We start from the raw sequence: 18,816 nt of genomic DNA, 5'->3' as shown, positions 1-18,816 counted from the left end.
ATGCAACCGTGGGGCATGCAGGCTGTTCTGCTGTGTAAATGTGGACATGACCAGCCATGACAGGAAGCCCCACCATGCCAGATGACAGCAGCCCCCCATCATCCCGTCGCACCGTCCTGGCCGGCGTTGCCGCGGGACTTGTCGGCGCCGCGGCGGCAGGCAGGGCACAGGCGGCGGAAATGGCGCCCCCGCCCCCTGCGCTGGTTGACCCGGAAAACGCCTATCCCCGTCCTCCATTTCCCCAGCAGTCCCAGCCATGGCCTGGTCTTGCGGGCAAGATGACGCCGCGCCCCGACCATGGGGAAACCAGCTATCGTGGTTCCGGGCGCCTGAACGGTCGCAAGGCGCTGATCACGGGAGGGGATTCCGGCATCGGGCGGGCCGCCGCCATCGCCTATGCACGGGAGGGGGCGGATGTGGCCATTGCCTACCTGCCACAGGAAGAACCCGACGCGCGTGAGGTGGTCGCCCTGATCCGGGCCGCGGGCCGCAAGGCGGTTGCCCTGCCGGGTGACCTGCGGAACCGGGCATACTGCGCCACCCTTGTCCAGCGCGCCCATCAGGAACTGGGTGGCCTTGACATACTGGTCAGCAATGCGGGCCGCCAGCATCATCAGGCAACGGTGCTCGATATTACCGATGAACAGTTTGACGAGACCTTCCGCACCAACATCTATGCCCTGTTCTACCTGTGCAAGGCCGCCATTCCGCTCATGCCGCGCGGGGGCGCGATCATTGCCACGGCCTCGGTCAACGCGTTCAGCCCGTCCGAGATCCTGCTGGATTATTCCGCGACCAAGGGCGCCATTGTCGCCTTCGTCAAGTCTCTGGCCAAGCAGATGGTCGCCCGTGGCATCCGCGTGAACGCCGTGGCCCCCGGTCCGTTCTGGACGGCGCTGCAGATCAGCGGCGGCCAGACGGAGGAGAACATCCACAATTTCGGTGGCGAGACCCCCATGGGCCGTGCGGGCCAGCCTGTCGAACTGGCGCCGGTCTATGTCCTGCTGGCATCATCGGAAGCCAGTTATGTCACCGGGCAGGTCTACGCGGCTTCCGGCGGGACAGGGGTAGGGTAGGCCGCCCCCTTGCGGCGGGGATGCGGCAATGGCACATGGCATGAATGCGCACGATCCTGTCCTGCCTGCTCATGCTGCTTGGTGTTGCCGTATGTTATTTCGCCATTGGCATGATTACGGATGCCGGGCGTTTCATATCGGATGCACACCCCTGGTAAGGGGCGTGCACTGTGCAGGCGGAAATGTACCATGACCCATGAATGGTTAAGGATGTATCGGCTGGCCGGTATGCTGTGGCCCCGCCATGGCGGGTGTTACCGGCGTGTTTCCGTCTGGCTCAGTCCCGACATGCGCTGGCTGGAGCGGCCACGCCCGCTGGACATATGAAGATGAACGTATTGGGATGCCATCCTTATTGCACGAAAGTGGTGTGTCCCGACGTTTTTGAAAGACGCTTCGCCAGAAATCCCCTTATGATTTGCATACTGCCCCGAAGGCACTGACAGACGCATGCGGGCATGGTCCCGCGCTGGAGGCCGACATGATCCGTTTTCCGACCCTGGCTGCCCTTGCCGTGAGTGGCATCGTCGCGGCTTCTCCCGCCGTGGCGGCAGTGCTGCGCTTCGAAGGGCATTTCGCGGGGGAACACGACACCAAATCCCGCCCCGAGGGCAAGGTCGAAGCCGCGCTGAATACGCAGACGAACCTGGTCAGGTACACCATGATCTGGAGCGGGCTGAGTGGCCCGGTCACGGCGGCGCATTTCCATGGACCCGCCCCGGCTGGCGAGGAAGCGGGCGTACTCGTACCCATTCCCAGCCCCTACAAATCCGGTCAGCATGGCGCGCTTGTCCTGTCATCCGAGCAGGCGCAGGCCCTGCAGAACGGGCAGATCTATGTCAATCTGCACACGGCGGACGAACCCAATGGCGAAGCCCGTGCCCAGCTGGAACCCATCACCCCCGCAGCCCGGCACTGAATCACCCGGTCCACGCCTGTTATCCATGATATAATTTGCATGGCGGCGGCTTGTGCGGCACTGTTGGGCCGTGACATGGAAACATGTCGGCCATGTGAAAGTCTCAGGGGCGACATCATTCGCCGGAAGTCATGGAGTCTGCTTTTGCGACTAGCATCTCTGGCCGTTGTGGCGGCTATTGTGTCTCTGTCCGGTATCGGTTTTGCCCCCCATGCCCGTGCGGCGGCGGATGCACTGGGTGAGCATACGGGCACGATTACCTTCAAACTGTCCGCGGCGGACCTGGGGGCGGGGATGTCATGGGGGAAGGGCGTGCTGACGTTTGAAGGGCACGATTATCCTTTCCGCATCCGTGGTGGCTCCGGGGCCGCCATCGGTTTTTCCACCACGCATGCCACCGGTACCGTCTATAATCTCTACCGCATTCAGGATGTGGAAGGGACGTACTGGTCCGTGCAGGGCGAAGCGACGGTCGGTGCGGGCCGGGGCGGGGCCGTCATGGAAAACAATAACGGCATCCATATCAAGTTCACGTCCAGCAGCAGTGGCGCACGTCTGGCCTTCTCGGTGGAACGGCTGACCCTGCGCCTGACGCCGGACGCCAAGGCGGTCGTACAGGCAAAGGGCGACGCCGCAGGGAATGCAGCCGCGCCACACCAATAGTATGGAGCGCCCTGATCGTGCATGGTGGCATCTTCTTTGATAAAAGAAGGAAGCCAGCGGACATGACGGACGATACCCATACATTCGGTGATGGCCGCCTTGCGGCCAGTGTGCGGGCCCACGGGGCGGAACTCCGTGCCCTGCGCGCGGATGGTCGCGACCTGCTGTGGAGCGGGCAGGATCCATGGCGGCGGCATTCCCCAGTGCTGTTTCCCATTGTGGGGCGGCTGGTGGATGATACGGCATGGATCGATGGCCAGGCCTACCACATGACGCAGCACGGCTTTGCACGGGACTGCACGTTCCGCTGGCTGGAACGTGACGAGACCGGCTGCCGTCTGGAACTGGTCGATACGCCCGATACACGCGCGCTCTACCCCTTCGCCTTCAGCCTGGTGATCGAATACCGTATCGATGCGGGCATGCTGTCCGTACGGTATTGCGTTACCAATCCCGATGACACGCGCATCCTGCCCGCATCGCTGGGCGCGCATCCGGCCTTCGTATGGCCGCTGGCGCCCGATGTGGACAAGGCGCGTCATGTCATCGAATTCGACCAGCCCGAACCGGCACCCGTTCGCAGGCTGGATGGCGGGCTGCTGCTGCCCGAGCTGTTTCCCACACCGGTGCAGGGTCGCGTGCTGCATCTGGACGAATCGCTGTTCGCACCCGATGCGCTGATTCTCGACCAGATTGCCAGCCGGGGACTGACATACCGCATTCCCGATGGTCCCGGCCTGCGGCTGACATGGGACGGCTTTCCGCAACTGGGCATATGGATGAAGCCGGGGGCTGATTTCCTGTGCATCGAACCCTGGCATGGCATGGCCAGCCCGGTCGGGTTCAGGGGTGAATTTTCCACCCGTCCCGCCGTGTTCCATCTCCAGCCGGGACAGCAGTGGCGCGCGGGCTGGCAGGTTGGCTGCATCTGACCGGATCGGGACGCCGGCAGGTGTATTTTCCATGCAACACCTGCCGGAATAAGCCTTGCGAAAAAAGCATGGATCACCCCGGAAATCTGCGAAAATACAGTATGTGCAACCAACCGGTTGCGGCGTAGCGTGCGCGCAGGAGCAGCATGCGGCAGTCTCGCCCGCTAGGCTCACGGGAAACGCCTCGATGCGTCGTTTTTCTCCTGTCCCCTCCATGGGATCTTCCCTGTCCTGCAATCTTCTCGCCGCACGTGGTTTCAGCCAGCGCTTCATGGGCTGGGTGGGGGCGGCGTACCGCAGGCAGGGGATGCTGCTGCTGGCCACGCTGCCCAGCGTGGCCGTGCCCTCCGGCTGTCATGCCGGTATTGAAAACGCGCCCTCCCTGCTTGCGCTACGCGGCTGGGACCGGGGCTGAAGGCTGGGGCACGGGTGGTGGCGTGACTACCCGGTCCCTGTCCTGCATGGCGGCGCATTCCGGTGCGCCGCCATATTCATATGGAACGACAGCCATCATCGCCGTAAGGTACCGGGCCATTACGGACCGGACAGGAGGATGGAAGGCTATGCGCGGACACATCTCATGGGGTGTCATGGGTATGGTGGGGGTGCTGGTCCTGACGCGGGCCGGCATGGCCCCTGCCGCTACCACAGCTTTCAACAAGCTGCCCGATTACGAGAAATTCGGCATTACGGTCACCAGCGCCTACCATGTCCGCAAATGCAGGGTGACGGTCTGGATCAACCAGTCCCGTTTTGTTGACAGCGCCACGGCCCTGGAAAACGAAGGCATACTTGATAACGTCACGCCCGCCATCATGAACAAGCGGCCTGCCTATTATATCGGCCAGGCCATGCATGAAATCGTGCCGACCATCATCTACCATACCTTCCTGCGCTATTCCGATGCCTCCGACTGCCACTTCATGTTCCAGTTGAAAGGCGGGGCGGATGACACGCTTTATTATGGTTATTCCGAACCGGCATTCCTGAGCTTTGTCGTCAACCGCCATACCATGACCCAGGTGGACTGGTACAAGGCCAGTTTTGACGAGATCAGGGAAGTCGCCTCCAAATTCAGTGAAGACCCCGCCTATGCCACCCCCGCGGGGGCCGAGGAAAATGGCATGGCGCCCGCCCATTCCTCCCCTTATGGCCAGTCGGCCACGCAGGACGTGACAGACGGCCCCTGATGAACCAAACAGGGGCATGACTTCCATGCCTGTATTCCCCCCCGCCTTTTGCGACCAGTTGCATGAACTGTTCATGTGGCGGCGTGACGTGCGGCACTTCCGCCGCGACCCCGTGCCCGAATCCGTGCTGGCCGAACTGCTGGCCACGGCCTGCCTTGCGCCTTCGGTTGGCCTGAGCGAGCCATGGCGCTTTGTGCGCGTGGATGACAGTGCGCGCCGGCAGGCGGTGCGCGACGATTTCAGCCAGTGCAACGCCGCGGCCCTGTCCGCGCGCGCGGGCACGGATGCCGGGCGTTATGCCCGCCTGAAGCTTGCGGGACTGGATGACGCCCCGCACCATGTCGCCGTGCTTTCCCACCCCGACCCCGCACAGGGGCGGGGGCTGGGGCGGGCCACGATGCCGCAGACGACGACATGGTCCACGGTCATGGCCATCCACACGTTCTGGCTTGCGGCCACGGCGGCGGGTGTGGGGGTGGGGTGGGTTTCCATCCTCAATCCCGAACGGATAAAGGCAGTTCTTGATGTGGACCCGGCGCTGGAACTGGTTGCCTATCTGTGTGTCGGCTATCCGGCCCAACCGGCCGTGACGCCGGAACTGGAGCGACGTGGCTGGGAGCAGCGCGCGCCCGAACGGCGTGAATGGGTGCACCGCTAGAGCAGATCCAGTTTGAATGGGCACATTCAAACTGGTGAAGATGCTCGATAAACAATGAGTTAGAGCAATTTCACTGAGCCAGAGTTCAATAGAATTGCTCCAGCACCGATAACCGGCCGTGGCCGCCAGCAGGCCTGAAGGTAGCGTTTGCCATGTGACTGCGTGGCCCGCAGCAGGGTACTGTGTGGACGGGATGTCCCGCCATGCATGAAGATGGTTCTGACGGAACCTTTTTTCAGAAAGCTTCAGCAAACGCCATCTTTTTGAAAAAAGGCGGCATCCGCAGACTTTTATTATGTTCTGTCAGGCCTGTATTTTGAAATACAGGCCCGCTGTCGACATTCCCGTGCCTGGATTCACTTTTTGCCACCTTCAGGGCGCGGACGTGCAAACGGTATGCCAGCAGCCGGTGCGCGATGCAGTTCAGGCCCAGCCCCGCATGGCTTGCCCGCATGCGGGCAAGCCATGGATGAGCCAGGGGTGCCCCCGATCGTGTACGTGTCAGCATATCCATCATGTTCCTGTGCCGGGGGCGGGGCATGACAGGCGGAAGATGTGCCTGCCACGATGGTTCCGTGCGCGGCTGTGCGGTCTTACAGAAAAATGGGTGGCAGATATTCGTTAAAGCCGGTTTTGCTGCTGGCGCGTTTAACCCATTGTGCCAGCCGGGTTGCAGGTATGGTTGCCATGCAGGGTATTCCTGCCCATCCGTGCCGTACCTGCCGATGGGTCGGAGCGGCAGCGCCGCCTGCCGGCCCGCCACGGAGGATTGAACGCTGCTGCATCATTTCGAATATCTGTTCCAGCATTATGGATACGGGGTGATTACCTTTATCGTCATGCTGGAAAGCATGGGACTGCCGCTCCCGGCTGAAACCCTGATCATTTCAGCCTCCATCTACTGTGCCGCCACCCATCGGCTGGAAATCCAGTGGGTGGCCCTTGCCGCCGTGGCGGGGGCCGTGGTGGGGGATAATATCGGCTACATGATCGGTCGCCGGGTCGGCCTGCCGCTACTGCAGAAATATGGTGCACGCATCAAACTGACCCCGGACCGCCTGGTGCTGGGGCGCTACCTGTTCCGCCATCATGGAAGTGGCATCGTATTCTTTGGCCGTTTCATTGCCCTGCTGCGGGTCTTTGTCGCCCTGCTGGCGGGGGCAAACCACATGCCGTGGCCGCGCTTCATGATATTCAACGCGCTGGGTGGACTGTGCTGGGCCGGTGGCTATGCCACGGGTGCCTACTATCTGGGCCGCAAGGTGACGGAGGTTTCGGGACCGGCCAGTATCGGGCTGGGGCTTGCCGTAGCGGCGGGGCTGATCATCACCGCCATTTTCCTGCGGCGCAATGAACAGCGGCTGACCCTGCAGGCCCTGCGTGAGGCACGGGCGGACGAGGCGGGAGATAACGCCGGACTATAGCACGCCTGCGGTCACGGGCGCGGCCATGCGCCTGTCCTGCGCCGTCGCTCTGCATGCAAGATCGGGAAAAGGTGCGGGCGGCTCCGCCGGGTTCAGACCCGGTGTACGGAAGCCTCGCCCGATGCCAGGCCGGACAGACGTGCCAGCAGCAGGGGACGGTCATTGTCCGGCAGCAGGTCGGCCAGTGTCGTATCGTCCAGGACCTTCATGAAGGCATTGAGCGCAATGGACAGCGTGCCCCGCAGCTTGCACATGTCCGACAGGATACAGCCAGCGGCTTCAGGGTGGGCGGGTTCGCAATTGACCAGCCGCATGTCGTCCTCCGTCTTGCGCACGACGTCACCAATACGGATATCCTGTGGTGCATGCGCCAGAATCAGGCCGCCGCCACGGCCACGCCGCGCGTCGATCAGCCCAAGGCGGGAGAGGCGATGGATCACCTTGACCAGATGGTTTTCCGATATGTCATACGCATGGGCTATTTCATGAATGGAGACGCGTCTATCAGCATGGAGTCCCATGTATAGCAGCGTGCGTAAGGCATAATCGGTGTGCAGGGTCAGGCGCATGGAAGTATCTAACATGCTCATCACGCGCAGAGACAGCTCTCTATAAACTGTATGTGAATTGCAATTTATAGAGGAAAATACTCTCCAGCCCTTGGTTTCAGTGAGCGGATTAAAGATAAAGTCGACGAATTCAGTACTATAATATCACGTGAATGTGATCAAACACGTTATCTGTAATACATTTGCCAACATTTATCTGCCACGATTCCCGTTGCGGCGTTTCCATGTTGCCCATGTGTGCCTGTTCCGCAGCAATGGGGCGTGTGTCCCGGTGCGGAAAACAGGCCGGCAGGCGAATGACCGAATGGTTTCGCCTGGCGTCATGGCAGTTCCAGCCTCCGGCCTGTTCCGCCTGCCGGGGTCAGCCCGTCCGGTTCTGGCCGGGTCATTGTGGCGGTCATTGCGTCTGTTCGGCCGCACACTGTTCGATACTGCCCGGAAGACCCTGCTGGGTGTGTCTGGTCAGTATGGAAATGGAGTTTTCGCACCTCATGCAGAAGATCATGACCCGCAACAGGCGGGACCATTACAGGATGTCGTTTATGTTCAAAAACTAAATACGTGGATTACCGAATGGCCGGATGTCGGGCTGCCTGACCTGTTATTTCCGACACCCTGCGGGAAATGCGCCTTTACCGGATCACGCTGCCCATGGACTGCCGCCGGTCAGCATGCCTGCCCGTCAGGCATGCAGGACTGTCACTTCATTCCGCTTTTTTGCCACGGCATGGTGTGCAGGGGAAAGGCGACGGTACCAGGGACGTTTGATCGTGCATGGGACTTATATAATCTTTTCCTACCCCGATGGGTAGGATTATTCTGGTGGCAATAATTTTTTATCGGCCTGTTTTCCGGATGGTTTTTTATGGGGCCATAACCGTCACGAATATGTGTTCCGTTCAGGGTCAGGCGATGAACGGGAGCCGAAACCCCGCACATGGCCAGTCCGGCCACCGCACGTCCGCCACCCGCATGATCACCGTACTGTTCCCACCGTGGCCCCGCGGGATCATCGCCCGCATGCAGGTCGGGATCTGGTGACGATGAATGACAGGCATGATGGCCGACGGCCTGGACGCATGTGCGCCCTGTAGCGGGGGCGAACAGGATGCCGCCGTTATGATGTGGCCCAAACCGGGTATGTGGAGGGGACGGCCCGCAGGCCATCCCCTCCATGTCCTTACGCTTTGGTCAACGCGTGGCGCAGCTTGCCGTCCAGCACGTCAAGGAAGGGCTGGGTGTCGAGCCACTTCGTATCCTTGCCCACCAGCAGGGCCAGGTCCTTGGTCATCTGGCCGCCTTCCACGGTTTCGATGCAGACACGTTCCAGCGTGTGGGCAAAATGGGTGACATCGGGCGTGTCATCGAAGCGGCCACGATAGGCCAGCCCCCGTGTCCATGCGAAGATCGACGCAATGGGGTTGGTGCTGGTGGGCCGTCCCTTCTGGTGTTCACGGAAATGGCGGGTCACGGTGCCATGCGCGGCTTCGGCCTCCACCACATCGCCCGTGGGGTTGAGCAGCACCGAGGTCATCAGGCCAAGGCTGCCGAACCCCTGCGCCACGATGTCGCTTTCCACGTCCCCGTCATAGTTCTTGCATGCCCAGACATAGCCGCCCTTCCACTTCAGCGCGCAGGCCACCATGTCATCGATCAGGCGGTGCTCGTAGGTCAGGCCCAGCTTTTCGAACTCGGCTCTGAATTCCCGTTCGTACACTTCCTGGAACACATCCTTGAACATGCCGTCATAGGCCTTGAGGATGGTGTTCTTGGTGGACAGGTAGACCGGCAGCCTGCGGTCGCGCCCATAGGCAAGCGATGCGCGCGCGAACCCTTCGATCGAGGCGCGGGTGTTGTGCATGCCCAGCGCCACGCCGGGGCCCTTGAAGTCATGTACGTCAAGCACCTGCTCGGGCCCGCCATCGGCGGGGGTATAGCGCAGTGTGACCATGCCGGGGCCGGGAATGCGGGTTTCGGCGGCGCGGTAGATGTCGCCATAGGCATGGCGGCCGATCACGATCGGCTGCGTCCAGTGCGGGACAAGGCGGGGTACGTTGGAACAGATGATGGGCTCGCGGAAGATGGTGCCATCAAGGATGTTGCGGATGGTGCCGTTGGGCGAGCGCCACATCTTCTTGAGGCCAAATTCCTCCACCCGTGCCTCATCGGGGGTGATGGTGGCGCATTTCACGCCCACGCCGTAACGGCGCACGGCCTCGGCGGCTTCCACGGTCACGCGGTCATCGGTCTCGTCACGATGGGTGATGCCGAGGTCATAATATTTCAGGTCGATATCCAGATACGGCAGGATCAGCCGCTCGCGGATGAAGTGCCAGATAATGCGGGTCATCTCGTCGCCGTCCATTTCGACAACGGGATTCCTGACCTTGATCTTTGCCATGGTACGTTTGTCTGCCTTTATGATTTCTATTTTTGCAATCACTGTTTTCAAGCGCGTTTTTTACACGCTTTTTTCTGGCGCCCGTCCGCGCACGGGCCTCCCGCGGGTGCATTATTATGCGCGGGGGCACCGGATAAAAAGCATTGCCGCACCGCGGTTCATTCACAAACGTGCCATCGTCCCGCCGGATGGTGGCGCAGGCGGGTGACGGCCGGGGGCTACCGGGCGTGGGACACCCGTGGCATGAAACCGGCATGAACGCGTCCCGCCCACACTCCGCCAGTCATCGCCTGCGTGGCCTGTGCGCCCGCGCCTGGCCTGATGCCCTGCTGGGCACCATGGCGGTCCTGGCGCTGCTGCCCGCCTGCACCGGCCTGCAGGGCGTGCTGCGCGCTGCGGCACTGTGGCTGGTGGTGGCGCTGGCATCCAACAGCAGGCGGGTACTGCTTGCTGCCCTGCTGCCCGCCGTCGTGCTGCTGCCCGGTGCACTCTATTATATCAGCATGAGTGGCGTGCCGCCGGGCTATCCGCTGTGGCTGATCCTGTTCTACTGCTCCGTGCCGGTGGTGAGGGGATATGTCGGTCCACTTCTGCCCTATCTGTGCGCGTGGATGGTGCTGTGGGGCGCGCTGGCCGCGCTCTATCTGCTGCGGCCGCGCGGGGCGGTTGTGCGGTGGGGGTGGCGTGCACGGCTTGCCTGCGTGGCGGTCCTGCTGGCGTGGGTTGTGGTGCCGACCGTGCGGCTATGGTGCGACCTGCCCCCCACGCGCGGCGGGACCGAAAATCCGATGGTGCCCATCCATGCCCGTTTTGACCGGGCCTGGCCATGGAGCCTGCTGACCGGTTACGCCGCCGCCCGGCGCGAAACCCGGCGCGTGACGGAAATGGCCAGCCGGATCAGCCATGAACCCGTTCACTTCCGCAGCCCCCCGCACGACCTGCCCGCGCAGGTGATCGTGCTGGTGATCGGGGAGAGCGCGCGGCGCGACCACCAGCATCTGTAAGGCTATCCCGTGCCCACCACGCCAGAGATGGAGCAGGTGTCCGGTCTTGTGCGTTTTGACAACATGGTCACGCCCTTTGACTACACGGTGGGCGCCGTGCCGGTCATCCTGTCAGGTTATGACAGGCTGCGGCCCGGTGCGGTGCCGGGGCATGATCTGGTCTCGGTCTTCAACGCAGCGGGCTTCGATACATGGTGGATCAGCAACCACCCCCGGCTGGGGCCGTATGACAGTGTGATCGGCGCCTATTCCGAGCAGGCGCGCCATATTGCCTATACCACCGTGCATGGCGGGATCATGAGCAGCCCGGTGCTGGATGAGCGCATGCTGCCGGTGGTCGATGGCGCCATCGGGCATGCGCGCAGCCCTGTCTTCATCGTACTGCATCTGTTCGGCAGCCATGAAAACGCGGCCGACCGCTACCCTGCCGCCTTCAGCCATGTCGGCACGCCCTATGACAACAGCATCGCCTATACCGACCACATGCTGGCGCATGTGCGTGCCAGTCTTGCCGCCCATGGTGGGCCGTCCGCACTGTTCTATGTATCGGACCACGGGGTGAGGGTGAATGAATGCACCGGCGGCATCCCCGCGCATGGGGATGTCCGTGCGGCCTATGAGGTACCGTTCTATTTCTGGGCTTCCCCCGCGTGGCAGACGGATCATCCGCAGGCCATGCAGGCGGCACGCGATAACGTGCATGCGCCCTTTACGGTGGCGGCGGTTCCCGCCAGCGTGCTGGATGCGGCGGGGCTGGCCCATGACGGGACGGATATGCGGCTGTCCGCCCTGTCCGCCCGCCCTGTCCTGCCGCGCCGTATCGTGCATGGAGACAGTGCCGCCAACCAGGGTGTGGATTACGACCACAGCCATGATGACGCGCGCTGCCACATCACCCGCGACTGAAGGCGGGCGGACGCGGGCCTAGTGCCCTTCGGGGTGATCCTTGCGCCATGCGTCATAGCGGCGTTTGTCCAGGCAGTAGGCCAGGTTCTTGTACAGCTGGATATGACGGGTATGGACCACTTCCTCCTGGCAGGTGATCTTGTCGCTATCCCTGTATTCATCCCATGCGGGCTGCAGGACCAGCGCGCGCTCCTTTTCCCCCGTAACACAGGCATTGGTCACGGCATCGCCAAACTCGGTCGTGCAGTCATCCACGACCGGATAGGTGGGAAAGGACAGCGCAGGGGCCGGCAGCTGCACTTCGGGGCGGATGTAGAGTGAGTTCAGTTCCCCTTCCGGCACGTCGGCGCGGGCAGGGGTTCCGCAGGCTGCCGCCAGTACGCCCAGCAGGGCACAGGTGGTGATCTTCTTCATGTCTGTATGCCTTCTTTCACAACAGGAGTGGGCAGGCGTGGCCGGGGGCCCGTGCCCATGGGCCGCCCGGCCCGGATAGGGTGGTAAAACGGTTTTAAGGTGGCGCGTCCATCCACGCCCGCCATGCCGGCCAGACATGGACGATCCGGGCCAGCTCGCCATAGCCGCCGCCTGCCGGGTGGGCACCATCCCCCCGGGCGATTTCGGGACACCATAGCGGGCTTGCCAGCAGTGATTCCCATACGGACAGGAATGGTAGCCCAAGCCGTGCACAGGCGGCTTCCTGCGCGGTGGAAAGGGCGCGGATACGCCCATCGGCCTGCTCATGCCCGGTCGGTGGGGGGCCAACCACCAGTACGGGCCAGTGATGGCTGGCCTGCGTCATCATGTCGCAGGTGGCGGCCATGCTCTGGTCATGCGTCAGCCGGGGCTGGCCATCGGGCAGGGTCGCGCAGTCATTGACACCGAAGGACAGGACAATTCCCCCGTCACGCCGGCCGGCCAGGCGGGTTTCGCTCTCGGCCCGCCAGCGTCGGGCCACGTCGCGGCTGGTCTGTCCACGCACGCCAAGATTGTAGAGCGTTACGTCCCGCCCGTCCTGCCGTTCCATGGCGCATAGCCGTCCGGCCCAGCCCTGGCAGGTTTCGTCACCCGTTCCCGTGACATAGCTGTCACCGATAAAGCAGATTCGCATGCCGGCATGATACGTGCCGCAGAGGGTAAAAACCATGCCGGAAACGCGTGATACTTCTGTACTTTCCTATTTTGTTCTCATGCTCTAGTGTCCGTTCTGCAACCGGTGGCAGGAGCGGGAACGAAAAGATGCGTGCATGGATCATGCCATGGCTATGGGGCTGGCTGCTGCTGGCCAGTGTTCCCGCCGTGGCTGCGCCAGACCTCTACCGTCTGGCACCCGCAACCGCTGGCTGCACGCAGCCCGATGCCGCCCACCGCCTTGCCCGTCTGCCTGTGACCGCGGGCACGACGACGATGCGTGATCATGCGCTGGCGCTGCTCCATTGTCAGCGCGCGGGCCGGGAAAGGACATGGCAACAGGCTGGCCGGCATGATGATCTGCTGCTGCTGCGTCCCCTGTCCGCGCAACATGGGGTGGGGGCGCTCTATTTTCCCGCCAGTGCCGTGACACGGGTGGGGGGCGGCCTGCCATCGGGGCTGCTGCGGCTGGTCATGGTGGGGATCGGGGCCGTACTGGCATGGCCGGTGCTGCGGCATGGCTGGCGGTTCTGGCGTCGGCGCATGGCGTGGTGCGTGTGCAGGCGGCTGATCGGCCGCCATGCCGAAGCGCTGCGCATCCGGCGCAGGCAGCTTGTACAGGTCAACAGCTATGGCGTGGAACAGACCGGCAAATGGCAACGTGAAATGGCCGAATTCAGCAGGACGGTCCTGCAGCCTGCCCTGCGGGCTCGTGGCCTGCATTGGGCATGGCCCATTGTGGAACGTGCGGTGCTGGCCCGTATCGAACGGGTTGCGGCCCGACCCGCCACCGGGGCCGTGAATACAGGCTACGCGCCCGACATGGATCCCATCGCCTATGAACGGTACTGCGCCGGATGCCTGCGCGCCTGCGGCTGGGATGCACAGGCAACGCCACCGGGCGGTGACCAGGGGGCGGACGTGATCGCCCGGCGCGACGGGCTGCGGCTGGTGGTGCAGTGCAAGCTGTACCGCAGCGCGGTAGGGAACGAGGCGGTGCAGCAGGTATCAGCCGCCCGCCTGCATTATCAGGCCGATGTGGCGGCGGTTGTGTCCAATGCAGATTACACGTCCGCCGCCCGCCAGCTTGCGCGTTCCAACAATGTGTTCCTGCTGCATCATGATGAACTGGCGGCCTTTGCCGACCGCCTGAACCGGATGCGGAAAAAAGGATGATATCCCATGCGTGTCATAACATTGCAGCATGGAAATTCCTGCCCTGTCCGCATGGGTATGGGGTTGTCAATCAGCTCCGTTCAGTGCTGGAAACAGGCGGGGCAGGCTGATTGCGCGCGCTCAGCCGGACCGTGATCAGCAGATGAGCGATCATGCGTGCAGAGTTGCTCATGAATCATACCTCCTATCTTTTCCATACATAAATCGTTTGGGAAAAGCGAAGGTTTCCTGCATGGCCACAAAGTGTTTTTTCTCGCCGTCATGTCGAAGTTCCTGCATACCTGTTTCTACCGCCGGAATGTGATGGAATGAGGAACGAATTGAGACGACATCGTGTAATGCTCGATGGCCGGGAACTGTATGCAGGTGCCCAGTGGACCCATGTCCAGCGCTTTGCCGAGGCCCTGCGCGCGCGCGGGCAGGATGCGGTAGCGATTCGTGACGAGACGCCCCGCCCCCCGCGTGCGCCCCGCCCGCGCATGGCGGGCCTGCCGCCGCTTGGCACGGCCCTGGCCCGGCAGGGGAAATAGGGCATGGCCTATGCCTGGCTACTTGTCGCCATACTGGCGGAGGTAACGGCTACGTTCAGCCTGACCCTGTCCAACGGTTTTGCGCGACCGGGCCCGTCCTGTGCAACCGTGGTGGGGTACGGGGTCGCGTTCTATGCGCTGTCACTGGCGTTGCGCACCATTCCGACCGGAATGGCCTATGCCATATGGTCCGGTGTGGGAACCGTCCTGATTGCGCTCGTCTGCCGCGTGGTGCTGGGGCAGAAGCTTGATCTTGCCGCCATTGGTGGCATGGTGCTGATCATGGCCGGGGTGCTGGTCATGAACCTGTTTTCAGGCACCGGGGCACACAGATAGGAAAGGCCGGCCCCACAGGGGCCGGCCCGTGCCGTCAGTGCCGCATGCCGCCGCCCGGACCGCCATGGCCACCGCCACCGGGCCCACCCGGACCACCGCCGTGCCCGCCACCGGGACCGCCCTGTCCGCCACCGGGGCCGCCGCCATGGCCCCCACCGCCAAAGCCACCCGGGCCCGGACCGCCGCCGCCCGGGCCACCGTGGCCACCGCCACCGAAGCCGCGCGGGCCGCCCCCGCCCGGCCTGCCCGGGCCGAAGCCCCTGCCGCCACGCGGGCCACCATCACGGCCCATATATACGGGTGCGCCACCGTAATAGTCGCCATAGCCGCTGTAGTAGCCGCCATAGCCGCCACCATAACCGCCGTAGTCACCATAATAACCACCGGGGCCATCCACGCAGGCCGCGAGGCCGCTGGTCAATACCAGCAAAGACAGTGATCGGGTCAGTCGTTTCATGGGAAAGAGGATCCTTTTTTCCATTACGGGCATGTTTCCTGATCCTGTCAGGCCCATACCTGTATAAAGATAAAAGGCTGTAAGACGACAGCGTTTCCCCACCGCTGCCGCAATCCTTTCCGCCAGGGCCATGCGTGGCGCGCTCTGGCGGAAAGGGGTGGGGCGGGCGTTACTTCAGGCCGTCGGCCTTGGCCAGTTCCCGCACGCGACGCAGGAGGGAGACGGCATAATCCTCGGCTTCCATCTTGGACGTGAAGCCGCCCAGGCTTTCGCTCAGGCCACCGATATTCACCTCAAGGCTGTACTTGCCCTGTGCGTCGGGGCCAACTGCTGCTGCTTTGCTCATGACTGTGTTTCCTGTCTGGTTTGGCCATGGGCCTGACGGACCATGGGTGGCACGCCATGTGCCTGCCTGTAATGACATGGGGCCTGGCGCGGATGTTTCCATGCAGGCTGTTGCAATGCAGCCTGCCGCCCGTTGCGCTTGACAGCGTGGTGGGGTGTTTTGCGCCCCAGCAGAAAAGCCTGCTACACCACGGGCCTGTCCATTTTCATTCCAGCCAGGGATCTGTTCGCACACATGATGAAACGCCTGCCCGGTTTCTTTCAGATGGCCCGCCTGTTCGACCTGTTCGAGGAAGGCGTGATGCTGGTGCTCACCCTGCTTATCGTGCTCATTGCCGCGACGTCGCTTGTGCATGTGGTGGTGGCGGTGGGGCGGATGCTGGTCTCGAGTGGGCTGAACCCGACCAGCCCCGAAATGCTGCAAAGCATTTTCGGCATGTTCTTTACCGTGCTGATCGCGCTGGAGTTCAAGCATTCCATACTTGTCCTACCCGATGCACAGCCCCACAGCCTGATCCGCATGCGCTCGGTCCTGCTGATCGGTATGCTGGCGACGGTGCGCAAGTTCATCGTGATCGACCTGAAGGAAGTCGATGTGATGGAACTGCTGGCCCTGTCGGCAGCTACGCTTTCGCTTGGCATCGTCTACTGGCTGGTGCGTCCGCCTGCACCACAGGTCCCGGCGGTGGAAACGCCGGTGGCGGCCGGTCCGGGGCCGGAGGCCTGACCAGCCGCGCAGCCACCGGGGCCTATTTCCGGCCCGCCATTTCGGCCTCGATCTTTTTGATGCGCTGGCCGAGCGCATGGGCGTGCTCGGGCCTGTCCTTTACGGCGATATCGTATTCCCGCCGCAGTTGGGCCAGTTCGCGTTCAAGGTCGGTGGAAGAGGGAAGATGGTGTTCCGATGACATGAGGCAGGTCCCTGTCTGCAATTGCTTCAGGCAATCATGTCGGGTACGGCGTGGCACCATACAACCCGTGGCGGGTGCGCATGTGGTATGTCATGGCCTGTTCCACGGGTTTGCGGTGCCGGGCATGACTGGCATGGTTGGTGCGCCGCCCGCCGTGGCGGACAGGGATATCAGAGGCCGCGAGAAGGAGAATACGGCATGGATTTCAAGCAGGGCGATATTGTGGTGGTCAGGGACGATGCCCCCGTAAAGCCGGAACTGCATGGCATGAAGGGAGAGATCGTGGAGATGATCGAAAACGGCCAGATCCGTGTACGTAACGACAGGACGGGTAATGATGAATGGTTTGACGCGGCGGCGTTACGACACGAATAGGCGGCCGGGCGGTATTCAGTCCCCATCCCACACGCGCAGGAAGGCATACGGATAGGTCGCGCAGGCCTGCACGAGATGGCGCATGCGTGCCGACCATTCAGCCAGGGGACGGGAGGGGGCCTGGATTACCTGCATTGCCTGACTCCTGAAATGCCTGTTGTAATCAGGACCGCCCGTGCCCACGCCTGTCGTCGGGCATGGCCTGTTCCTGTGGTCCCTGTAGAGTATCAACGCCATGCAAGCATGAAAGATGCCATGCCGCCCATCACTTTTCGATGAATGCTGTACCGGTCGTGCAATTGATGCATTGCCGCTGCGCACGCAGTGTTTGGACGGGGCGGCGTTCGGGATGATAGAAGGACCGGGGCATGCTCCAGTTGGCACCCCGATGCACAGACAGCGAAGAGAATTGATGAACCGCGGCAAGATTGTAAAATGGGCGACCATCGTGTCCCTGCTGCTCATGATTGGCAGCGTTGGTGTTCTGGTTCGCGGCATGACGGCGGATGGAATCGGCCCGATATCGTGGATGGTTGCCGAGGGCCTGGCCGGCCTTGGCCTGCTGGGTCTCGGGGTCATCAACATAAGTGGCGGGCGCGACTGAGCACGCCCGCCGGTGGGTCAGGGGCGGCGTACCTAGTTGCCCATTCCCGGGCCACCGGAGCCGCCAGGTCCGTCGCTGGGCGCGTCCTGCCCGGGTGAGCCAGTCATGCCGCCTACCCCCCCGCTCTGGGTCGGGTCGCTGGGCGGGGTGTTGGCCGCGCAGGCTGCCAGCCCTGTCAGAAGAAGCAGCATGGTGAATGTTTTCATCTGGGTTTCATGTCCTCTGATCACGCTAGGGTGAGATATTTAAGAGCCCGATCCGAAAGTTTTTGAACAATACCAGCCTGTTGTGATTCATCCGTCTTTGCAGAGAGATGGAGTGAATGGTGACATGGACTGGTATTGCCCGGCGCGAGTATAGCCGGGAAAGATTGCGATATCCATCGGACATGACGGACGGGGAGTGGACTTTGATCATGCCATTTGTGCCCCCGGCGAAACGGGGCGGTCGTCCGCGCACGACGGATATGCGCGAGGTGGTCAATGCGATGCTCTACATAGCCTCGGCCGGGTGTGCGTGGCGTCTGCTGCCGAAATGCTTTCCGCCGGTCTCGACCATCAGGCGCTATTTTTACGCCTGGCGTGATGCCGGAGTGTTCGAGGTCATGAATACGGTGCTGGTCATGAGCCTGCGCGAGATCGAGGGACGTGACGCCTCTCCGAGCGCGGGCGTGATTGACAGCCAGTCGGTGAAAACCACGGAAAGCGGCGGGATTTCGGGCTATGACGCGGGGAAGAAGGTCAAGGGCCGCAAGCGCCATATCGTGACGGATACCTGCGGCTTCCTGATCTTTCTCCTCGTTCATGCCGCTGATATCCAGGACCGTGATGGGGCCGTTGATGTTCTGGCAGCGATACGCAGGCGCTTTCCCTGGCTGCGCCACATCTTCGCTGATGGCGGCTATGCTGGCGACAAATTGCGATCCGCGCTCGCCTCCATGGGAAAATGGACCCTCGAAATCATCAGGCGGTCCGATACGGTGAAGGGTTTTCAGATCCTGCCGCGTCGCTGGGTGGTGGAACGGACATTCGCATGGCTGGGACGATGCAGGCGGCTCGCCAAAGATTGGGAACAATCCATTGCTTCCTCAACCGCATGGACATTGATCGCCTCAATCCGAATGCTCACACGACGGACAGCAAGGCATTGTCAGGGTTGAAAAACTTTCGGATCGGGCTCTAAGGATGTCCGGCCCGGAATCAAAGACTGCCC

28 protein-coding genes are annotated in these 18,816 nt (G+C 62.5%); 19 read left to right on the top strand and 9 right to left on the bottom strand.

Features of this window, described 5'->3' with window-relative positions; translation table 11 throughout:
- Positions 1-74: 74 nt before the first annotated feature.
- The 8 genes from LDL32_RS10770 to bluB all read left to right on the top strand — a co-directional run bounded on the left by LDL32_RS10770 (position 75) and on the right by bluB (position 5,438).
- A complete protein-coding gene (locus LDL32_RS10770) occupies positions 75-1,076 on the top strand; it encodes an SDR family oxidoreductase (RefSeq protein ID WP_305069319.1) in 1,002 nt (333 codons plus the stop codon).
- A gap of 189 nt (positions 1,077-1,265) precedes the next feature.
- Positions 1,266-1,403 (top strand): hypothetical protein, encoded by a 138-nt coding sequence (locus LDL32_RS10765; protein WP_233066745.1) that lies wholly within the window; start codon positions 1,266-1,268, stop codon positions 1,401-1,403.
- 154 nt (positions 1,404-1,557) lie between these two features.
- Entirely contained in the window at positions 1,558-1,995 is a 438-nt protein-coding gene (locus LDL32_RS10760) for a CHRD domain-containing protein (protein WP_233066744.1), read from the top strand.
- 144 nt (positions 1,996-2,139) lie between these two features.
- On the top strand, positions 2,140-2,658 hold the full coding sequence (locus tag LDL32_RS10755) for a hypothetical protein (RefSeq protein ID WP_233066742.1): 519 nt from the start codon (positions 2,140-2,142) through the stop codon (positions 2,656-2,658).
- A gap of 62 nt (positions 2,659-2,720) precedes the next feature.
- Entirely contained in the window at positions 2,721-3,590 is an 870-nt protein-coding gene (locus tag LDL32_RS10750; RefSeq protein ID WP_233066740.1) for an aldose 1-epimerase family protein, read from the top strand.
- 187 nt (positions 3,591-3,777) lie between these two features.
- Positions 3,778-4,005: a hypothetical protein gene (locus LDL32_RS10745; protein WP_233066739.1), complete on the top strand. Its 228-nt coding sequence runs from the start codon at positions 3,778-3,780 to the stop codon at positions 4,003-4,005.
- 148 nt (positions 4,006-4,153) lie between these two features.
- Entirely contained in the window at positions 4,154-4,780 is a 627-nt protein-coding gene (locus LDL32_RS10740) for a hypothetical protein (protein ID WP_233066737.1), read from the top strand.
- A gap of 16 nt (positions 4,781-4,796) precedes the next feature.
- Positions 4,797-5,438 (top strand): 5,6-dimethylbenzimidazole synthase, encoded by a 642-nt coding sequence (gene bluB, locus LDL32_RS10735; protein WP_233066735.1) that lies wholly within the window; start codon positions 4,797-4,799, stop codon positions 5,436-5,438.
- Between the two features lie 235 nt (positions 5,439-5,673).
- On the opposite strand, the gene LDL32_RS10730 is transcribed toward bluB, so the two are convergent.
- Positions 5,674-5,946, bottom strand: a complete 273-nt coding sequence (locus LDL32_RS10730; protein ID WP_233066734.1) for a hypothetical protein — start codon at positions 5,944-5,946, stop codon at positions 5,674-5,676.
- A 331-nt stretch (positions 5,947-6,277) separates the two neighbouring features.
- Between LDL32_RS10730 and LDL32_RS10725 the strand changes: the two genes are divergently transcribed.
- Positions 6,278-6,862 carry a DedA family protein gene (locus tag LDL32_RS10725; protein ID WP_233068850.1) on the top strand — a complete coding sequence of 195 codons (585 nt, stop codon included), beginning with the start codon at positions 6,278-6,280 and terminating at the stop codon, positions 6,860-6,862.
- Between the two features lie 92 nt (positions 6,863-6,954).
- Here the strand turns inward: LDL32_RS10725 and LDL32_RS10720 are convergent, their stop codons facing one another.
- Positions 6,955-7,431 carry an Rrf2 family transcriptional regulator gene (locus LDL32_RS10720; protein ID WP_233068848.1) on the bottom strand — a complete coding sequence of 159 codons (477 nt, stop codon included), beginning with the start codon at positions 7,429-7,431 and terminating at the stop codon, positions 6,955-6,957.
- A gap of 1,180 nt (positions 7,432-8,611) precedes the next feature.
- Positions 8,612-9,832 carry an NADP-dependent isocitrate dehydrogenase gene (locus LDL32_RS10715; protein WP_233066732.1) on the bottom strand — a complete coding sequence of 407 codons (1,221 nt, stop codon included), beginning with the start codon at positions 9,830-9,832 and terminating at the stop codon, positions 8,612-8,614.
- Between LDL32_RS10715 and LDL32_RS10710 the strand changes: the two genes are divergently transcribed.
- The 3 genes from LDL32_RS10710 to LDL32_RS10700 are packed head-to-tail and all read left to right on the top strand — an operon-like array spanning position 9,771 to position 11,742.
- Positions 9,771-10,040 carry a hypothetical protein gene (locus LDL32_RS10710; RefSeq protein ID WP_233069003.1) on the top strand — a complete coding sequence of 90 codons (270 nt, stop codon included), beginning with the start codon at positions 9,771-9,773 and terminating at the stop codon, positions 10,038-10,040. The genes LDL32_RS10715 and LDL32_RS10710 overlap by 62 nt on opposite strands.
- A 46-nt stretch (positions 10,041-10,086) precedes the next feature.
- Positions 10,087-10,836 carry a hypothetical protein gene (locus LDL32_RS10705; protein WP_233066729.1) on the top strand — a complete coding sequence of 250 codons (750 nt, stop codon included), beginning with the start codon at positions 10,087-10,089 and terminating at the stop codon, positions 10,834-10,836.
- A 9-nt stretch (positions 10,837-10,845) separates the two neighbouring features.
- Positions 10,846-11,742: a phosphoethanolamine transferase gene (locus tag LDL32_RS10700; protein ID WP_233066727.1), complete on the top strand. Its 897-nt coding sequence runs from the start codon at positions 10,846-10,848 to the stop codon at positions 11,740-11,742.
- An 18-nt stretch (positions 11,743-11,760) separates the two neighbouring features.
- Here LDL32_RS10700 and LDL32_RS10695 read toward each other — a convergent pair whose 3' ends face one another.
- Both LDL32_RS10695 and LDL32_RS10690 read right to left on the bottom strand, forming a co-directional pair.
- A complete protein-coding gene (locus tag LDL32_RS10695) occupies positions 11,761-12,156 on the bottom strand; it encodes a hypothetical protein (protein WP_233066725.1) in 396 nt (131 codons plus the stop codon).
- A 94-nt stretch (positions 12,157-12,250) separates the two neighbouring features.
- Entirely contained in the window at positions 12,251-12,850 is a 600-nt protein-coding gene (locus LDL32_RS10690; protein WP_233066723.1) for a GDSL-type esterase/lipase family protein, read from the bottom strand.
- Between the two features lie 128 nt (positions 12,851-12,978).
- On the opposite strand from LDL32_RS10690, the gene LDL32_RS10685 reads away from it, so the two are divergent.
- From LDL32_RS10685 to LDL32_RS10675, 3 genes are all read left to right on the top strand, one after another.
- Positions 12,979-14,046 (top strand): restriction endonuclease, encoded by a 1,068-nt coding sequence (locus LDL32_RS10685; RefSeq protein ID WP_233066721.1) that lies wholly within the window; start codon positions 12,979-12,981, stop codon positions 14,044-14,046.
- Positions 14,047-14,366: 320 nt separating this feature from the next.
- The gene (locus LDL32_RS10680) at positions 14,367-14,576 is read left to right on the top strand and encodes a hypothetical protein (protein WP_233066719.1); all 210 of its coding nucleotides are present in this window, start codon (positions 14,367-14,369) and stop codon (positions 14,574-14,576) included.
- A gap of 3 nt (positions 14,577-14,579) precedes the next feature.
- The gene (locus LDL32_RS10675; protein WP_233066717.1) at positions 14,580-14,912 is read left to right on the top strand and encodes a multidrug efflux SMR transporter; all 333 of its coding nucleotides are present in this window, start codon (positions 14,580-14,582) and stop codon (positions 14,910-14,912) included.
- A gap of 34 nt (positions 14,913-14,946) precedes the next feature.
- On the opposite strand, the gene LDL32_RS10670 is transcribed toward LDL32_RS10675, so the two are convergent.
- Positions 14,947-15,369 carry a hypothetical protein gene (locus LDL32_RS10670; RefSeq protein WP_233066715.1) on the bottom strand — a complete coding sequence of 141 codons (423 nt, stop codon included), beginning with the start codon at positions 15,367-15,369 and terminating at the stop codon, positions 14,947-14,949.
- A gap of 169 nt (positions 15,370-15,538) precedes the next feature.
- A complete protein-coding gene (locus tag LDL32_RS10665; RefSeq protein WP_233066712.1) occupies positions 15,539-15,715 on the bottom strand; it encodes a hypothetical protein in 177 nt (58 codons plus the stop codon).
- A 234-nt stretch (positions 15,716-15,949) separates the two neighbouring features.
- Here LDL32_RS10665 and LDL32_RS10660 point away from each other — a divergent pair, with 234 nt between their 5' ends.
- Positions 15,950-16,441 (top strand): phosphate-starvation-inducible PsiE family protein, encoded by a 492-nt coding sequence (locus tag LDL32_RS10660; RefSeq protein ID WP_233066709.1) that lies wholly within the window; start codon positions 15,950-15,952, stop codon positions 16,439-16,441.
- A 22-nt stretch (positions 16,442-16,463) separates the two neighbouring features.
- Here the strand turns inward: LDL32_RS10660 and LDL32_RS10655 are convergent, their stop codons facing one another.
- The gene (locus tag LDL32_RS10655; protein ID WP_233066707.1) at positions 16,464-16,625 is read right to left on the bottom strand and encodes a hypothetical protein; all 162 of its coding nucleotides are present in this window, start codon (positions 16,623-16,625) and stop codon (positions 16,464-16,466) included.
- Positions 16,626-16,823: 198 nt separating this feature from the next.
- Between LDL32_RS10655 and LDL32_RS10650 the strand changes: the two genes are divergently transcribed.
- Both LDL32_RS10650 and LDL32_RS10645 read left to right on the top strand, forming a co-directional pair.
- Positions 16,824-17,000 carry a hypothetical protein gene (locus LDL32_RS10650; protein WP_233066705.1) on the top strand — a complete coding sequence of 59 codons (177 nt, stop codon included), beginning with the start codon at positions 16,824-16,826 and terminating at the stop codon, positions 16,998-17,000.
- Positions 17,001-17,412: 412 nt separating this feature from the next.
- Positions 17,413-17,604 (top strand): hypothetical protein, encoded by a 192-nt coding sequence (locus LDL32_RS10645; protein ID WP_233066703.1) that lies wholly within the window; start codon positions 17,413-17,415, stop codon positions 17,602-17,604.
- A gap of 32 nt (positions 17,605-17,636) precedes the next feature.
- Here the strand turns inward: LDL32_RS10645 and LDL32_RS10640 are convergent, their stop codons facing one another.
- The gene (locus LDL32_RS10640) at positions 17,637-17,810 is read right to left on the bottom strand and encodes a hypothetical protein (RefSeq protein ID WP_233066701.1); all 174 of its coding nucleotides are present in this window, start codon (positions 17,808-17,810) and stop codon (positions 17,637-17,639) included.
- 116 nt (positions 17,811-17,926) lie between these two features.
- Here LDL32_RS10640 and LDL32_RS10635 point away from each other — a divergent pair, with 116 nt between their 5' ends.
- A complete protein-coding gene (locus LDL32_RS10635; RefSeq protein ID WP_048856220.1) occupies positions 17,927-18,763 on the top strand; it encodes an IS5 family transposase in 837 nt (278 codons plus the stop codon).
- Positions 18,764-18,816: the final 53 nt, after the last annotated feature.

This window comes from Komagataeibacter sp. FNDCF1, assembly GCF_021295335.1.
Lineage (GTDB): Bacteria > Pseudomonadota > Alphaproteobacteria > Acetobacterales > Acetobacteraceae > Komagataeibacter.
Note: the sequence above shows the minus strand (reverse complement) of the source record. Positions and strands in the feature narration are given on the sequence as shown.

Excerpts from the sequence above, each read along its gene's own strand:
- LDL32_RS10640 (WP_233066701.1), bottom strand. The coding sequence starts at position 17,810 with ATGAAAACATTCACCATGCTGCTTCTTCTGACAGGGCTGGCAGCCTGC.
- LDL32_RS10665 (WP_233066712.1), bottom strand. The coding sequence starts at position 15,715 with ATGAGCAAAGCAGCAGCAGTTGGCCCCGACGCACAGGGCAAGTACAGC.
- LDL32_RS10645 (WP_233066703.1), top strand. The coding sequence starts at position 17,413 with ATGAACCGCGGCAAGATTGTAAAATGGGCGACCATCGTGTCCCTGCTG.
- LDL32_RS10670 (WP_233066715.1), bottom strand. The coding sequence starts at position 15,369 with ATGAAACGACTGACCCGATCACTGTCTTTGCTGGTATTGACCAGCGGC.
- LDL32_RS10675 (WP_233066717.1), top strand. The coding sequence starts at position 14,580 with ATGGCCTATGCCTGGCTACTTGTCGCCATACTGGCGGAGGTAACGGCT.
- LDL32_RS10660 (WP_233066709.1), top strand. The coding sequence starts at position 15,950 with ATGATGAAACGCCTGCCCGGTTTCTTTCAGATGGCCCGCCTGTTCGAC.
- LDL32_RS10730 (WP_233066734.1), bottom strand. The coding sequence starts at position 5,946 with ATGCTGACACGTACACGATCGGGGGCACCCCTGGCTCATCCATGGCTT.
- LDL32_RS10690 (WP_233066723.1), bottom strand. The coding sequence starts at position 12,850 with ATGCGAATCTGCTTTATCGGTGACAGCTATGTCACGGGAACGGGTGAC.
- LDL32_RS10765 (WP_233066745.1), top strand. The coding sequence starts at position 1,266 with ATGACCCATGAATGGTTAAGGATGTATCGGCTGGCCGGTATGCTGTGG.
- LDL32_RS10715 (WP_233066732.1), bottom strand. The coding sequence starts at position 9,832 with ATGGCAAAGATCAAGGTCAGGAATCCCGTTGTCGAAATGGACGGCGAC.
- LDL32_RS10650 (WP_233066705.1), top strand. The coding sequence starts at position 16,824 with ATGGATTTCAAGCAGGGCGATATTGTGGTGGTCAGGGACGATGCCCCC.
- LDL32_RS10695 (WP_233066725.1), bottom strand. The coding sequence starts at position 12,156 with ATGAAGAAGATCACCACCTGTGCCCTGCTGGGCGTACTGGCGGCAGCC.
- bluB (WP_233066735.1), top strand. The coding sequence starts at position 4,797 with ATGACTTCCATGCCTGTATTCCCCCCCGCCTTTTGCGACCAGTTGCAT.
- LDL32_RS10725 (WP_233068850.1), top strand. The coding sequence starts at position 6,278 with ATGCTGGAAAGCATGGGACTGCCGCTCCCGGCTGAAACCCTGATCATT.
- LDL32_RS10635 (WP_048856220.1), top strand. The coding sequence starts at position 17,927 with ATGGTGACATGGACTGGTATTGCCCGGCGCGAGTATAGCCGGGAAAGA.
- LDL32_RS10710 (WP_233069003.1), top strand. The coding sequence starts at position 9,771 with ATGCGGGTCATCTCGTCGCCGTCCATTTCGACAACGGGATTCCTGACC.
- LDL32_RS10770 (WP_305069319.1), top strand. The coding sequence starts at position 75 with ATGCCAGATGACAGCAGCCCCCCATCATCCCGTCGCACCGTCCTGGCC.
- LDL32_RS10720 (WP_233068848.1), bottom strand. The coding sequence starts at position 7,431 with ATGCGCCTGACCCTGCACACCGATTATGCCTTACGCACGCTGCTATAC.
- LDL32_RS10655 (WP_233066707.1), bottom strand. The coding sequence starts at position 16,625 with ATGTCATCGGAACACCATCTTCCCTCTTCCACCGACCTTGAACGCGAA.
- LDL32_RS10745 (WP_233066739.1), top strand. The coding sequence starts at position 3,778 with ATGCGTCGTTTTTCTCCTGTCCCCTCCATGGGATCTTCCCTGTCCTGC.
- LDL32_RS10685 (WP_233066721.1), top strand. The coding sequence starts at position 12,979 with ATGCGTGCATGGATCATGCCATGGCTATGGGGCTGGCTGCTGCTGGCC.
- LDL32_RS10705 (WP_233066729.1), top strand. The coding sequence starts at position 10,087 with ATGAACGCGTCCCGCCCACACTCCGCCAGTCATCGCCTGCGTGGCCTG.
- LDL32_RS10740 (WP_233066737.1), top strand. The coding sequence starts at position 4,154 with ATGCGCGGACACATCTCATGGGGTGTCATGGGTATGGTGGGGGTGCTG.
- LDL32_RS10760 (WP_233066744.1), top strand. The coding sequence starts at position 1,558 with ATGATCCGTTTTCCGACCCTGGCTGCCCTTGCCGTGAGTGGCATCGTC.
- LDL32_RS10750 (WP_233066740.1), top strand. The coding sequence starts at position 2,721 with ATGACGGACGATACCCATACATTCGGTGATGGCCGCCTTGCGGCCAGT.